Source organism: Pedobacter paludis (assembly GCF_003173575.1).
GTDB lineage: Bacteria > Bacteroidota > Bacteroidia > Sphingobacteriales > Sphingobacteriaceae > Pedobacter > Pedobacter paludis.
This window is the reverse complement of record NZ_QGNY01000002.1, coordinates 36584-52006: the sequence shown is the minus strand read 5'-3', so window position 1 is coordinate 52006 and position 15423 is coordinate 36584. Positions and strand designations below refer to the sequence as shown.

The window sequence follows — 15423 nt, the reverse complement described above, 5'->3', positions numbered from 1 at the left end:
ATGAGAAACACTGTGTTGGGTTTGAATGTTGCTGTTTTATTTAAAAATTGATCAACATTCATACACGAAGAAAAAAAATACTTCTAATTTTCCAGCCCAGCAAACGTCCCGATGGGACGAGCGTTGATGTAAATTATGCGGAATATTCAGTGATTTTATAAACGTTACTGAATAAAAAAATCTGCATGAGTTTCCTATCAAACAAATTTATTCACGAGACATGTTTTAATGAGGAAGCTTATCATTGGATTTGAATCATCTTAATATTATTCAAAGATTTGATCTCTAAGGTTCATACAAGAAGAAAAAAAATCGAATTTTCCAGCCCAGCAAAAATCCCGATGGGACGGGTGTTAATGAGAAACACTGTGTTGGACTTGAATGATTGCTGTTTTATTCAAAGATTCATACAGGAAGAAAAAAATCTACATTGTTTTTCTATCAACAAACATCCCTATAGACTAAATTTCTAAAACTGTTTAGATTTTTGCTCGTCCCATGGGGACGTTTGCTGGGTAGCATTTCCGCCACACATAGAATATGTTCCATTAGGAACGTTTGATCTTTTGCAACAATTCTATAAGCTTCCAGTTAAAGCGACAAGGAACTCTGTAGGAATTTCAATATGTGGAATATGCCCACACGCCTCAAATTCTACAATTTTTGCACCGGGTATTTTAGCTGCGGTTTGCTTACCCAAAAATTTATATTGACCGTGTAATGTTTGTTGATCTGCAGACAAAAGTCCTTTGCCAACAATTGTTTTATCCTCTTTTCCGATAAATAAAATGGTTGGTACTTTTAGGTTTTGAAACTCATAAACAACAGGTTGCTCATAAATCATGGTATAGGTTAATGCTGCAACTTTAGCCCATCTTGGGTAATCGGCACTAAAAGTTACGCCACCGGCAACACCAACTAAACTTTCATATTCTGGTTTCCAATACGTGAAATAAGAGCTTTGGTAATATTTCCGAACACTTTCAGCAGTAGTTTTAAGTTCGGTTTGATATTGTTGTTCGGTTGTTGTGTAAGGAACAAAGGTTTTATAATCTTCCAACCCGATAGGATTTTCGAGCAATAATTTTTCAGTTTTATCCGGATACATTAATGCAAAGCGAGTGGCGAGCATTCCGCCCATGCTATGGCCTAAAACCGAAGCCTTTTGTACACCCAAAGTATCTAACAATTTCTTGTTCCAGTAAGCCATTTGATGAAAGCTGTAGTGGATAAATGGTTTGGATGATTTTCCAAACCCAATCTGGTCAGGAGCAATAACTCGATAGCCAACTGCAGTTAACGCCTTAATCACATTTCCCCAATAATACCCGCCAAAATTTTTTCCGTGGAAAAGAATCACCGTTCTGCCGTTTGGAGCGATAGTTGGCGCTACATCCATATAAGCCATTTTAATATCCTGTCCTTCCGTATTGATCGGGAAATATTTGACAGGATAAGGGTATTTTACATTCTCAAGTGTGATAGACAGAGTATCAATTTTTTGTGCCTTAGTGTAATTGGAAATAATTAGGGAAACTGCAATTAATAGGAAAAGTCTTTTCATAATTAAAATTTATTATATCGAATATCAAAAGCGATGTGGCCTAATTTAATACTTAATTTATACTTTTGATCACCAAATAGATTAAAAACCATGCCCGTTTTTTACATCAGCAAATCGCCATTAACAATATGCTTGCCATCAGAAATTGCAGAAAATAACAAAGCAATTGCGTTAAGCGAAAGCTGTAAAGCGAATTGAAAAATGTAGAACTTACCTTAATGATAAGTTAAAGCAGCATACTGATCCGGTTTATAATATAAACATCGGTTTTGGCTATCTGCAAAATGTAAAGTTAGGGCAAGAAAATTTAACCAAACTTCAACACAATTTATTGCTTTCTCATGCCTGCCGAACGGGTGAAGAATTACCAAAATAGATTGTAAAGTTAATGTTGCTTTTAAAAATTCAATCGTTAAGTTACGGATTTTCGGGAATTGCTTTAAAAACAGTACAGCGTTTGTCGATTTTTAGAATGAAAATATTTTGCCAATTGTTTATACACAGGGGTATGTAGATGCGTCCGGATATTTGGTCTGCTAACGCATTTGGCCTTGCCATTAACTGGCGAGGAAGAAGAGGATTAAAGACGAATTAGCCTAATAAAAGACAGCTATTTATGAAGACGTATGTTTTATATCCTTAAAAAACCTGCGATTCATTTATAAATCGCAGGTTTTTAGATTAATTTTTAAAAAGCTGTTTTAAATTAGCTACTGGTGCTTGAATTTTAGTGTGATCGGAGATCTTGCCAGAGAGATTGTTAATGTTAATATTGTTGATTACAACTTCAGCTGTATCTGTTGTATTTACGGCTAAGTTTTTAATGCTATATCTATCTTTTGCATTTTCATCTCCGTTGAGTCCAATTTGCGACACCCCTTTCGTATTGATGATTAAATCCTGATAAGAATGGCCATCGCTAGAAAAATTTGAGTTGATTAAGTTAATGGTCAATTTGCCAATTTTGGTATCGTTTACCGTTCTAATCACGTTGCCACGATTATCATTAGTCGTAATCCCGCCAGAGAGACTAAAAGACTGGACTTTGCTCATATTGGCCTCAAGAGAATCTGAGGTGGCGGTTACAACTAGCAAATCTGAATTAGATACATTTATTTTCTTAAACTTTGGAGCATAAATACTAATTGGAATTTGATTCCCACTATATGGATTCCCTTTTATTGTAATGTTTAAAATTCCTTTGTCATCAACATCAAAGTTGAAATAATCTTTAGCGTATTCCGGAATTTTTATACCTGATACATCAGAATTATTTAAGTGAATTTCTAAACGAAGATTTTTTGCATCATTAACAATTACGTAATCAAATGGCTTTGAAATTGGAATGGCCATTCTCTGAGCAGATTTTTTATTAAATGGCTCATTGTTTATTTCCTGCTTAGAAATATAGTCTTCGTGTACTACATATTTGTAGTTAATTTTAATATTTATTGCAATTGCTATAATCGGTACAATGATTAATAATAGAGCAAGAACGATTAATAATTTGTTACTTGTTTTCATATTTTAAGCGTTAAAATTTTCTTTAACAAAAGTTTCATATTTGGTTTTCAGTTCGTCAAAACCAATGTTCAATAAATAAATATTTCTAAATACTACCGGTAATTCATCATCCATGAACTGAACTTTTCTATAGCTTTTTACTCCATCTATAGCATTCTCCGCTACGAAAAAGCCTATTCCCCTTTTATTGTTGATGATGTTTTTGTTTTGTAGTAATTCGTATGTGCGCATAACGGTATTCGGGTTTACTTCTAGCTCTACAGCCATTTCCCTAACCGAAGGCACTTTTTCGTCGGCTTTCCATTTCCCTAGTAAAATATGCTCGCAAACATATTCTGCTATTTGAAGGTATATTGCCTTGTTATCTCTAAATTCCATTTTTATACCTTTTTAAATTATACTTCTTTCTCTTTTAGGCGAACATAAGTAATCACCCAAAAAAACAAGCACAGTATAACAGACGAAACAAATATGATTGTAAACGCAATCTTTTCGTTGTTTTGAGAATCCGTAATCTGAACCATGTTCTCGCCAATTTTCGACACAGAAAGGTAAACGATGTACATAATAATTGCCACAGAAATTACAACCGAAACTGCGGTTTTAATGTAATGAAAGCGGTTAAAGTATACCGATCCCAGCAAAAAAATGCTTGTTACCAAAAATGGAAGAAATGAGAAGCCTCTGTATTCTTCGAAATCCATTTCATCATTGAGTAGTTGGGCGTGAATCCCATGAATGTGCGTAATTTTACCCATAAAAGTTAAACTTGCATCATAGGGAAAAGTGCTAAAACTACTATCGATATATTTGCAAAAGGCAAAATCGGTGATGTAGAAAATAAACAGATAACTTGCCACGCTTAATATGGCTGTGTAAAATACACCCGCTAAAAATTTCTCGAAAGTTGATGATGGTGTCATTAAATCGATTATCGCTTTCGATTTTTGACCAAGATTACTAAAATAGCTACTGGCTACTATGCTAATGAACAAGAAACCTACGATTCCAAAAATGGGATATCTAAATCTCAAGCTAACGTAATTCAGATCCATTGGCGGAAGCCCGTCTTGTGCCTTTGGGATATTAAATGCATAAAACCCAATCAATACACCAAAAATTACAATCAAGCTTAATAAGTAAATCTTGCCAAAATCTAACCATTGTCTTCTCAGCAATAGGCCAAATCTATTTATGTTAAATGTGTTGTTCATGTTGGGAGATTAATTAAATAGGGGTTTAAATTTGATTTTCTCGGCAAGGATGGCATTAAATAAAAGCTCCATATCCAGCTTGCTTTCTTCTTGATGATAATTTGGCATAACGGCATTGTAACCGGAAAGTGATGGCTCTGCATAAATGATGCTTTCATCAATTTCCTTAACTCTTTTGAAAGTTAATTTCTCTGTAATTTCTTGTACCGAAGCTTTCAAAGCCACGTCATTTTCATCAAGCATAATTACGGTATCGATCAAGTTATCCAAATCCCTAACCTGATGGGTAGAAATAATAATGCAACGATCTTCTGTCATCGCCGAAGCCATGATTTTTCTAAACTGTGCTTTCGAAGGGATATCCAAACCATTTGTGGGTTCATCCATAATGATGAGATTAGCTTGAGTTGCAAGTCCAAAAGCAATGATTACCTTTTTCTTTTGGCCATAACTCATGTTAATCAACTTCTGACCTACAGGAATATCAAACTCCTTTAAGAGATTGCCAAAATATTGATGATCGAATTTTTTATAGAAAGGAGCATTGGCCCTTACATAAGCATCGATTTTTACCGAAGGCAAATAAAATTCCTCAGGAATAAAACAGATCTGCTCCAATAGTGCAGGTTGTCTCTTTGCGGGATTAAACCCCATAACGTCTAAAGCTCCGCTTTGCGCATAAACTAAACCTGCTATGTTTTTTAATAAACTAGATTTACCCGCCCCGTTTTTTCCAAGCAAGCCATAAATATGGCCATTACTTAGTTGCATACTCATGTTTTTGAACAAAGGCTTATGCTTGCTGTAACCAAAATTAAGATTGTTAATTTTTATCATATCTACTGTATTAGTTAAATAATACACTAAAGTATGTTCTATTTTGATCACCTCCAAATTATTTTTGAAATAATTTTTTAAAGCTTCCAGTTTTTATAACGGGCTTGTAAAATATGATTTAATATTTATTGCGTTAAAACATCCTTAACGCAGAGATTGTATGTTTGTATAAAGAAAAATCATCATGTCGAAATTATTTTCCCCATTAAAACTTAAAGACGTAACCTTAAAAAATAGAATTGTAATTTCACCCATGTGCCAATATTCGGCGGTTGATGGATTTGCAAACGATTGGCACCTTGTACATTTGGGAAGCCGTGCGGTAGGCGGGGCAGGACTAATTATTCAAGAAGCCTCTGCAGTAACAGCGGATGGAAGAATTACTTATGCCGATTTGGGGATTTGGAAAGATGAACATGTAGAAAAGCTTAAACAGATAGTTTCTTTTATCCATCAAAATGGAGCCATAGCAGGAATTCAATTGGCGCATGCGGGTAGAAAAGCCAGTTGCGATGTGCCTTGGGAAGGTGGTGAACAAATTGCCGAAGGAGAGAAAAGCTGGTTGCCCGTAAGTGCTTCTCCCATTCCCTTTAAACCAGGGCAGGTAATTCCGCACGAGCTCAGCATTAAAGAAATTCAGGATGTGGTTTTTGCCTTTAGGGCAGCAGCGCAACGGGCAAAGGTTGCGGGTTATAAAGTAGTGGAAATCCATGCGGCACACGGATATTTATTGCACCAGTTTTTTAGTCCGCTGAGTAATAAACGCACCGATATATATGGTGGAAGTTTCGAAAATCGCATTCGCTTTACTATTGATGTGGTAGAAGCTGTACAATCTGTTTGGCCTGAAGAACTGCCAATTTTTGTTCGTATTTCTGCTACAGACTGGACTGAAGGCGGTTGGGATGAAAATGATGCGGTTCAATTGGCTGCGGTTTTAAAAGATAAGGGTGTCGATTTAATTGATACTTCTTCTGGTGGAAATGTACCTGATGCAAAAATTCCTGCTGGACCAAATTATCAGGTTCCTTTTGCAGATAAGATTAGAAACGAAATTGGGATTTACACGGGTGCCGTAGGTGTTATTGTAGAAGCACACCAAGCGGAAGAAATTTTAGAACAGGGAAAAGCCGATCTAATTTTCATTGCCAGAGAATCTTTACGAGATGCTTATTTCCCAACGCATGCGGCTCAAATTTTGGGTGATGAAACGGAATGGCCGAACCAATATGTTAGGGCAAAAAGAGAAATTTTTAAGAAGTAGTTTTTATTATTAAGCCACAGATTTACAGATTAAAAATAATAATCTGTGGCTATGTTTTTACCTAATCCGTAATTGCCGGCTCGTTAGATGAAATATATATGCAACTCTGGATAAGCTATCATGCTGAGGTATGAAGCAGGTGCAAACATAAAACATTTGTCCTTCGACAAGCTCAGACTTGCATGACAGATGTTGTTTAAAATAAAAAAAGCGGGACTGATCTTTCGATTAGCCCCGCAACTATTTTCCAAGAAGGCATCTTGAAAATGAAGTACATTGATTATTTTACCAAAGTAAAGGGTACATATAACCCAAAGGTGATGTTTCTGCCTGTATTGTAAACACCAAGATTTGGATTTTCCTGATCAAAACGACCTGGTTTAAATCTGCTCAAAGCATCATAATATTTTTGATCCAACAAATTATTTGCAGAAACTGATAATTTAATCGGCTGTTTGCCCAAATTAAAAGTAGCACCTATTCCTGCATTTAGCAAGGTATAACCACTTGTTGGTGTTTCAAAAACATCATCAACACGGGTTTGTTTAAAGGCCGAATTTATACCCACAGATAGGTAAGCATCATTTGTCCCTTTTAACTTAGGCTCAAAGCGCAATTCGTTTCTTAAAGTTCCGGCGGGGATAAATGAAAGCGGCTTGGCCAAAGTATTGTTTTGGGCATGTACATATCCGAACGTATTTTCGAAATGGATAAATGGAACGGGGTGAATGGTTAAACTGGCCTCAGCACCATATAAATTCGCATTTACCTGACCATAACGATAAAGGGCATAATCTGTTCCATCTACGTTTCTTAACTCACCATTGTTAGATGCATAAATATAATTGTGGATATAGTTGTTGTAAACGCCAGCGCTTGCACTCACAATTTTTCCTTCGTACTCTAAAGTTGCATCTATTTGATAACTGCGTTCCGGACTTAAATTAGCGTTACCGATTTCATATCTAAATGTTCCTTCATGCACACCATTTGAACCTAATTCTGCTGGATTTGGCGCACGGAATGCTGAACCTGCATTGGCTTTAAAATTCCATTCCTCGTTAAACTGGTGGGTAAAGCCTAGGGCGCCGCTCACGTTAGAAAACTTGTTTTGAAAAGGCGCAAAAAGTTCTTCGCCATCGTCAAAAAGTTGTTTTCCATTGTTTTTACGGAAATCGTAGCGGGCACCAATGCTAAACGTATTTTTGTCCCAATTTTTCTTCGCAAAAGCGAAAACACCCAAACCAAAAGTATCGTAGGCGGGAATTAAAAATTCTGTTCCCTTATTTTGGCTGTGCGCATCATCAAGGCTTAAACCAAAAACAGGTTGCCATCCGTTGTTTTCGTGGATATAGTATTTTAAATCTGCGTTGTAAGTTTTAAGATCGAAAAATAGAGCCGGGTCTGGTCCATCCAATTCACGGCGTTGATTTTGCTGATAGCCAAAATCGGCCTTTAAGTTTCCATCTCCCAAAATAAAGTTATTGTTTAAAGCAATTTTAAAATGCCTAATGTCTTGACGAGGGTACTCCAAATCGCGATTTTTATAATCATCATTGGTAAAAGCATCGCCATCTTCCTTAACAAAATTTCCGTTGGCATCTAAAGTAGGCTCGTAAAAACCAATGTTATTGCGGAAATTAGATACGTTTAAATGGGTGTAACCCCAGCTTTTATTTAAGCCAACCATTCCGCTTAAATCCGTTTCATTAAAACCAGAGTTGGGAAAATATCCCGTAGGAGTTTTAAAAGAATAAGCGTTTTTATACGTTCCTCTTGCTCTCCAAACAAATCCATTCTCGTTTCCATTTAGCATTAACGAGTTGGCTGTAAGTCCGTTGTTTGTAGAATAATTGGTGATAAACTCGCCTTTAACCTGTCCTTCTGGCGCAGTGCTCGGCTCTAGTAAGTTGATTACGCCACCCAGTGCATCAGATCCATACATTAAAGATGCGGCACCACGTAAAACCTCAACACGATCTGATTTAAACTGATCAATCTCAATTCCGTGCTCGTCGCCCCATTGCTGTCCTTGCTGTTTAATTCCATCATCTAAGGTTACAATTCGGTTGTAGCCCAAGCCCCTAATAACAGGTTTTGAAATGGATGGCCCTGTGGTAATTTGCGATACACCGGGGATTCTAGTTAAAGCATCGATTAAATTTGTAGAAGGCTGTAAAAGCTGATCTTTACCAACCACCGCAGATGAAGCGCTGTTTCTTTTGCTGGTACTGCTTATTAAACTGCCTGTAATTACAATTTCCTTAGTTTCGATTGCTGTTGGCTGAAGTGCAAATTCTAAACTATTCGCAGAGGTAAGATTGACTACCTGAGTAGCCGTTTTGTATCCTACGTAATGAACTTCTACCAAGTATGTTCCCTTAGCAGGAAGATTGTTCAAAGTAAATTCACCATCGTTATTGGTTACTGCGGTAACTTTTAAATCAGGTATAAAAATAGTAGCGCCAGGTAAAGTTTGTTTATTGCTGGCATCGATAACCTTGCCCTTAATGTCTTTTAAAACAGATGCAAAAGCAGTACTGCTTAATAATGTATATAGAATTACAAAGCCTATAAGCTGTAATTTTTTCATAATAATAGAATAACGTAAAATGATATGGATTGCCAAAAAGAGAAGTCGCTACAAGTGGAGGCATCTTTTTTAGAATCTCATAAATAAAATAAAATGGTTAATTGAAAACACTCAGAAAGTGTTTTATGGCTAAAGAATTAAACCAAAGGAGGACCGCGTAAACAGGTACGCTTTATTTCGGTATAGGCACTTTTTAACACTGGTTCTGTTTGACCAAATATTTTTACGGAAAGAAATATCTTGTAAATATTGTGTGCCTGAACGTAGTTTTTTTCGAAACCCGCATTACAAATTAAACAATTATCGGCATGTGCTTGAACATGGCTAACGTGTTTACAGTTAACTTCTTTTGGTACAGAAGGCAGGGCTTGGTGATGATGCAATAAACTCCACGGCGTTAAGGCAATGGCAAAAACCATCAGCATTACTGCAGATAGTAAACGGTTTATGTTTTGTTTATGCTTTTTCAACGCCTCAAAAGTAGCAAATACTATTTAATTATATATATTTGAAAAGTAACATTGCTTTTATAGTGCCTAAGATTATGTTAGAATCCCAACTTACAAGATTTTCTCTCAAATGATCCTGAATATTCACCCTTATCTTTAAAGATTAACGATTTGTAGATAGATAGCTTTCTGCAATTTTTGTACTTTTGCGGCTATGTCAGTTATTAAACCCTCGTTAGCAAAAGGTACCCGCGATTTTTCGCCAGTTGAAATGGTAAAACGTAATTTTATATATGATACCATTAAAACGGTTTTCAAAAAATATGGTTACGCAGAAATTCAAACGCCAAGTTTTGAAAATCTTTCTACTTTAACCGGTAAATACGGCGATGAAGGTGATAAACTGATTTTTAAGATTCTGAATAGCGGGGAGTTCTTAAAGGATGCAAAGAAAAAATCTTTCGATTTTGCAGAAGAAGAAAATAGCAATAAACTGATTTCATTAATTTCCGAAAAAGCCCTTCGTTACGATTTAACCGTTCCTTTCGCCCGTTACGTGGTGATGCACCAGCACGAAATAACTTTGCCCTTCAAACGTTTTCAGGTACAGCCGGTTTGGCGTGCAGATCGTCCTCAGAAAGGAAGATATAGAGAATTTTACCAATGCGATGTTGATGTTGTAGGTTCAGAAAGTTTATTAAACGAAGCCGAATTCATTCTCATTTATAACGAAGCCTTAAGCAGATTGGGCTTAAAGGATTTCAGCATAAAAATTAACAATAGAAAAATTTTATCGGGCATTGCCGAAATTATTGGTAAACCAGATTTAATTATCGATATGACAGTCGCAATCGATAAACTTGATAAAATAGGTTTGGATGGCGTGAGCAAAGAATTATTAGAACGTGGGTTTACCGAAGCTGATCTGGAAAAACTTCGTCCAGTTATTTTATTGGAAGGTACAAACGAAGAAAAGTTAGCCAGCTTGAAAGAAGTTTTGGCTTCATCGGAGACTGGATTGAAAGGAGTTACCGAAATAGAGCAGGTTTTTGAATACGTAAATGGCTTAATTGCCTACAGTTTACCACTTACAGCCAAGTTAGAACTGGATATTACCTTAGCCCGCGGTTTGAACTATTACACCGGCTGTATTTTCGAAGTAAAGACTAACGAGGTTGCCATGGGCAGTATTGGCGGTGGCGGTCGTTATGATGATTTAACCGGAATGTTCGGTTTAAAGGATTTAACCGGAGTGGGCGTTTCTTTTGGTGCCGATCGTATTTACGATGTTTTGGAAGAACTGAATCTTTTCCCGGCATCGGCTGAAGTTGGAACGAAAGTATTGATCAGCAATTTCGATTCAGAAGCCGAAAAATACGCCTTACCAATTTTACAGCAGTTTAGAACCGCAGGTATCTCTGCAGAATTATATCCGTCATCCGCAAAACTAAAAAAGCAAATGGCTTATGCCGATGCTAAAAAAATCCCTTATGTAATTTTAATTGGTGGCGATGAAATGGAAAGTGGAGCGCTTACTTTAAAGGATATGCAAAGCGGAGAACAAAAGAAATTGAGTGCTTTGGCTATTTTGGATTTATTAAAATAGATAATATGTTGATAATGGATTACAAATCCATATTGTCCTTGAGTACGCGATGCGCTCTGCTAACATCTCGAGCAGCAAGTAACAGAACAAGCTTTTACTTGATTTTTTGTCTTGGCCAGACGGGCTCTTTTCTTTTTGATGTCAAAAAGAAACAAAAAACACCAGCTGAAAATTTTGTATTAAAGTCGGTACTGAGGCTTGGATAATGGATACCCAAAAATTTGTTAGGCCGGCTAAGAGCAGAACGAAGATACAGTGGTTTTGCAAGGTGCCTAAAAAACTATAAGGGGTATTCCCCTCTTGCAGAGGCAGCCTGAAAGGCGGGGTGTTATAATAGCGGTTCAATGATACCACTTGTTTTTCTTTCGTTTTAAGATTGCTTCATGCCTCGCAATGACGAAAGATCATAGCTGTTCGATATGTTCCGAAGGGCATATCGAATTTAAGGATAAGGAAGGTTTTGTAAACCTTCAAATAATGAAATTCTACACACCTTTTAAACGTTTACGAAGCAATCTTTATGCATTTGTTGGCTTGGCTCTCATCATTGCGAGGCACCAAGCAATGACGATAGGTTATCTTAAAACAAAAAAGCGTTACCCGATTTAAATCGAATAACGCTTGGCGATATGATGGATTATTAGAAAAGTTTTTCTAATAAGTCTGCTTGCAAATCATCGTAACGAGTAGCTGATGTACTGGCCAGAACCTGTCTTGGTAAAGTGCTGATGTTGGTATTTTGAGCAGTAAAATCATCCATTTTTAATTTTGCCAAAGTACCCATTACAGCAATGTGATCTTCAGTTGCACCTTCTAATTTTAAATGGGCGCCGTCATTAACTCTTGTGTATAAGCATACGGTATTTGCATTGATATTCGCCGATGCCTGATCTTTTAATACAACACTTAAGTTTAACAAATTGAATTTTCCTGCAGTTGTAATGGTCGAATTATTGGATGCTTCGATGGCTGAAAGGTTATTTACGTGTGCAATAACGGTTAAGGTTTCTTTATCAAAAGAACTGATGCGAAGCTCGCCTCTCTGTTCTTGCACCAAAGCATTTTTTGCATAATACTTATCGTAAACCTCAACACTTTCTCTTCCATCTTGAACCAAAATCACTTTCACGTTTCCGCTTACTACAATTTTGTTAATGTTTTTTACTTGTGTTAATGCGGTATAGTTTGCATTAATTTCTGTAGCGTTTGCTACTAAGTTTGCACTGCTTAAAGCAACTATAGTTAAGGCAGCTGCGAATAAATTTTTAATAGAAGTTTTCATGATCTGAATATTTTATATTTATAAATCTTTTTTTTAAATCCCTAATTATTAGGTGGTTTTGTAATTAAGACGACATCAGATGGAAAACGTTTCAGCAGATTTATGGGTATTATACCACGACCATGTAATTATAGACGAACGCCAATTTTGTCTAGACAAAAGCGATTAAAAAATTTCGTCGATAGACCAAATTTTGAACTTAAATACCCATTTAATATTCTAATTGTTAAAAAAAGTTAAAGCATTACAATTAACTAAAAAATTAGTTTTATATTCGATTCATAAACCTAATCATCTTATGAAAAGACTCTTACTCTCGGTGTGCTTTCTATTTTTACTATCTACTTACGTTAAGGCGCAATCCCTGCATACCATTAAAGGCCGAGTGATTGATACTGCCTCGACATCTATTTTGTCGGGCACATCAGTCTCGGTTTTAAATGCTAAAGATTCTACCCTGGTTAAATTTACAAGGGCTGCAGAAAACGGTACATTTGAGCTTACCAATATTAAAAACGGCAAATTTATTCTGTTGGTTTCTTATCCAAAATACGCAGATTTTGTTGATCATTTTACGCTGGATTCTACAAAACTCGTAATCGATTATGGAAAAATAAACTTAACGGGTAAAGCCAAATTGCTCGCTGATGTAATAATCAAAGGGAACCGAGCTGCCATTAAAATTAAAGGCGATACGACCGAGTTCGATCCGCTGGCTTATAACATAGAACCAAATTCGAAGGTTGAAGATTTAATTAAACAGTTTCCGGGAATCCAGATTGATAAGGACGGCAAAATTACGGCTCAAGGACAAACGGTAACGAAGGTTTTGGTAGATGGCGAGGAGTTTTTTGGCGATGATCCAACTTTGGTAACCAAAAATCTCCGTGCAGATATGGTAGATAAAGTTCAGTTATACGATAAAAAGAGCGATCAGGCTACTTTTACAGGCATAGATGATGGAGAAAAAAGCAAAACCTTAAACATCAAACTTAAAGAAGATAAAAAAAATGGATATTTTGGTAAACTTCAGGGAAGTGTTGGCACAGACAAATATTATACTGGGCAAGGGATGTTTAATAAGTTTTGGGGCAAAAAGAAATTTTCGGCCTATGGCATTTTAGGAAACAACGGAACGGTTGGCTTAGGTTGGGATGATCGAGACAAATATGGTGCTGGCGGTGGTCCAGAAATAGGCGACGATGGAAGCATGTATTTTTACAATAATGGCAATGATGATTTTGACTCTTACGATGGACAGTACAATGGCCAGGGAATTCCAGTTGCGAGAACAGGTGGTTTGCATTTCGACAATAAATGGAACACCGATAAGGAATCTTTAAATACCAATTACAAAATCGGCTCTATTCGTGTCTCTGGCGATCGAAATACTCTTAATCAAAACAGTTTGGCAGATCGTGTAATCAATACAAATTCCAATCAGTTTTACGATAACGATATGTTTAGACAGAAGCTGGATGCCACTTACGAAATCAAGTTGGATACAACTTTAACCTTAAAAGTGAGTGTTGACGGAACCTTGAAAAACAGCAATACCTTTAACGATTATAGCACCATTGCAACGCGTGGCGATAACAGCTTACAGAACAATTCTGCAAGAACTTTAAACAACAAAGTTGATGACCAGATATTTAACGTAAATGCGTTATTTACAAAGCGCTTAAAGAAAAAGGGCAGAACCTTGTCTTTAAATTTAAATCAATCTATAAATGATAGTAAAAGTAACGGCTATTTAAACTCCGTAAATAAGTTTTATAATGAACAGGCGGTTTTAGACAGTATTCAAACTGTAAATCAATATAAAACAAACGATATCAAAAACAGCGCTTTTAAATCTAATCTGGCCTATACCGAACCGATTACCAAGTCGCTTTCTGTAATTGTGAATTATGGTTTAAGTTTAATTAATGGCGAATCCGATCGAAAATCATTTAACCAGGCGGGAAGCGGGAACTACGATATTCTTGATCCATTATATAGCAACGATTATGAACTGGATCAGGTTGTGAACCAAGGCGGAGCAATTTTCAATTATAAAAAAGGGAAAACGATTATCAATTTCGGATCTAAATTTAGTGGCGTTAATTTTAAGCAGTACGATGTTTACAACAACAAATCGTACAACAGAAATTTTGTTAACTACATGCCACAGGCCTCCTATCAATATCGCTTCTCTCAGCAAAAATCGTTCAGGTTTAACTATAACGGAAATACAAACCAGCCATCTTTAGATCAGATTCAGCCCATTAGAAGCAATTTGGATCAATTGAATTTAACTATCGGAAATCCGAATTTAAAACCATCTTTTAGAAGCAATCTAAGCGCAAGCTATAATTCGTACAAAGTTCTAACCGATCAATCTATCTGGTTAAGCGGATCGTATAATTTCACGGCCAATCCAATCATCAGCAATGTAACCACGAGTTCTGGTGGCCAAAGTATTTATCAATCGGTTAATTTATCAGATAAAATGCCCGCAAATTATTACTTCTACGGAAGTTTGAGCAGAAAAATATTAGGTGTTAGCACAGGCTTAAATCTAAATGCAAATGGGAACACCTCTTATAATTTTATAAATGATGTACTAAACAAAACGAAAAATTACACTTACAGCGGTGGATTAAATATTCAAAAGTATAAGGAGAAAAAATATAGTTTCTATGGTAATTTCGGGCCAACGTATAACATTGCCAGAACTACAATTCGGGAATCGGGAAACAGTGATGGTTGGGGATGGAGAGGTTATGCCAACTTCAATATTCAGTTGCCTGGCAAATTCGAGATTAATAGTGATGGAGAATACACTTATAATGGCAAAACACAAACCTTTAACGAAACCTTTGAGCGCTTTATCTGGAATGCTTCAATCGCGAAAAAAATGTTTAAGGATAACTTGAGACTTTCTATTTCTGGAAACGATTTATTAAATCAAAATGTTGGCTTTAGCCGATCGGCAAACAGCGGTAACATTACTCAGAGCAGTTATACCACCATCCAAAGATATTTTATGTTCAACGTATCCTGGGATTTTAGCAAAATGGGCGGTGGTATTAAAAAACAAAACTAGAA

General features: G+C 36.3%; 12 protein-coding genes. 4 read left to right on the top strand and 8 right to left on the bottom strand.

Annotated elements, in window-relative coordinates; all coding sequences use genetic code 11:
* Positions 1-577 precede the first annotated feature (577 nt).
* Positions 578-1564, bottom strand: a complete 987-nt coding sequence (locus DF947_RS04685; RefSeq protein ID WP_109928562.1) for an alpha/beta fold hydrolase — start codon at positions 1562-1564, stop codon at positions 578-580.
* A gap of 193 nt (positions 1565-1757) precedes the next feature.
* Between DF947_RS04685 and DF947_RS22660 the strand changes: the two genes are divergently transcribed.
* A complete protein-coding gene (locus DF947_RS22660) occupies positions 1758-1940 on the top strand; it encodes an aromatic amino acid lyase (RefSeq protein WP_205940753.1) in 183 nt (60 codons plus the stop codon).
* A gap of 305 nt (positions 1941-2245) precedes the next feature.
* On the opposite strand, the gene DF947_RS04675 is transcribed toward DF947_RS22660, so the two are convergent.
* From DF947_RS04675 to DF947_RS04660, 4 genes are read right to left on the bottom strand one after another with little or no spacing between them, the layout of a single operon-like run.
* Positions 2246-3088 (bottom strand): hypothetical protein, encoded by an 843-nt coding sequence (locus DF947_RS04675; RefSeq protein ID WP_109928561.1) that lies wholly within the window; start codon positions 3086-3088, stop codon positions 2246-2248.
* Positions 3089-3091: 3 nt separating this feature from the next.
* Entirely contained in the window at positions 3092-3466 is a 375-nt protein-coding gene (locus tag DF947_RS04670) for a GntR family transcriptional regulator (protein WP_109928560.1), read from the bottom strand.
* Between the two features lie 17 nt (positions 3467-3483).
* Positions 3484-4302, bottom strand: coding sequence for a hypothetical protein (locus DF947_RS04665; RefSeq protein ID WP_109928559.1), 819 nt, complete (start codon positions 4300-4302; stop codon positions 3484-3486).
* A 9-nt stretch (positions 4303-4311) separates the two neighbouring features.
* The gene (locus DF947_RS04660; RefSeq protein WP_109928558.1) at positions 4312-5139 is read right to left on the bottom strand and encodes an ABC transporter ATP-binding protein; all 828 of its coding nucleotides are present in this window, start codon (positions 5137-5139) and stop codon (positions 4312-4314) included.
* 184 nt (positions 5140-5323) lie between these two features.
* Between DF947_RS04660 and DF947_RS04655 the strand changes: the two genes are divergently transcribed.
* Complete coding sequence (locus tag DF947_RS04655) at positions 5324-6403, top strand: NADH:flavin oxidoreductase/NADH oxidase (RefSeq protein WP_109928557.1); 1080 nt, start codon at positions 5324-5326, stop codon at positions 6401-6403.
* A 280-nt stretch (positions 6404-6683) separates the two neighbouring features.
* On the opposite strand, the gene DF947_RS04650 is transcribed toward DF947_RS04655, so the two are convergent.
* Positions 6684-8996: a TonB-dependent receptor gene (locus DF947_RS04650; RefSeq protein WP_109928556.1), complete on the bottom strand. Its 2313-nt coding sequence runs from the start codon at positions 8994-8996 to the stop codon at positions 6684-6686.
* 137 nt (positions 8997-9133) lie between these two features.
* Positions 9134-9466, bottom strand: a complete 333-nt coding sequence (locus DF947_RS04645) for a hypothetical protein (protein WP_109928555.1) — start codon at positions 9464-9466, stop codon at positions 9134-9136.
* 193 nt (positions 9467-9659) lie between these two features.
* Between DF947_RS04645 and hisS the strand changes: the two genes are divergently transcribed.
* Positions 9660-11051 (top strand): histidine--tRNA ligase, encoded by a 1392-nt coding sequence (hisS, locus tag DF947_RS04640; RefSeq protein ID WP_109928554.1) that lies wholly within the window; start codon positions 9660-9662, stop codon positions 11049-11051.
* A 640-nt stretch (positions 11052-11691) separates the two neighbouring features.
* Here hisS and DF947_RS04630 read toward each other — a convergent pair.
* Positions 11692-12333 (bottom strand): GIN domain-containing protein, encoded by a 642-nt coding sequence (locus DF947_RS04630; protein WP_109928552.1) that lies wholly within the window; start codon positions 12331-12333, stop codon positions 11692-11694.
* Positions 12334-12631: 298 nt separating this feature from the next.
* On the opposite strand from DF947_RS04630, the gene DF947_RS04625 reads away from it, so the two are divergent.
* A complete protein-coding gene (locus DF947_RS04625; RefSeq protein ID WP_109929178.1) occupies positions 12632-15421 on the top strand; it encodes an outer membrane beta-barrel family protein in 2790 nt (929 codons plus the stop codon).
* The last annotated feature ends 2 nt before the right edge of the window (positions 15422-15423 follow it).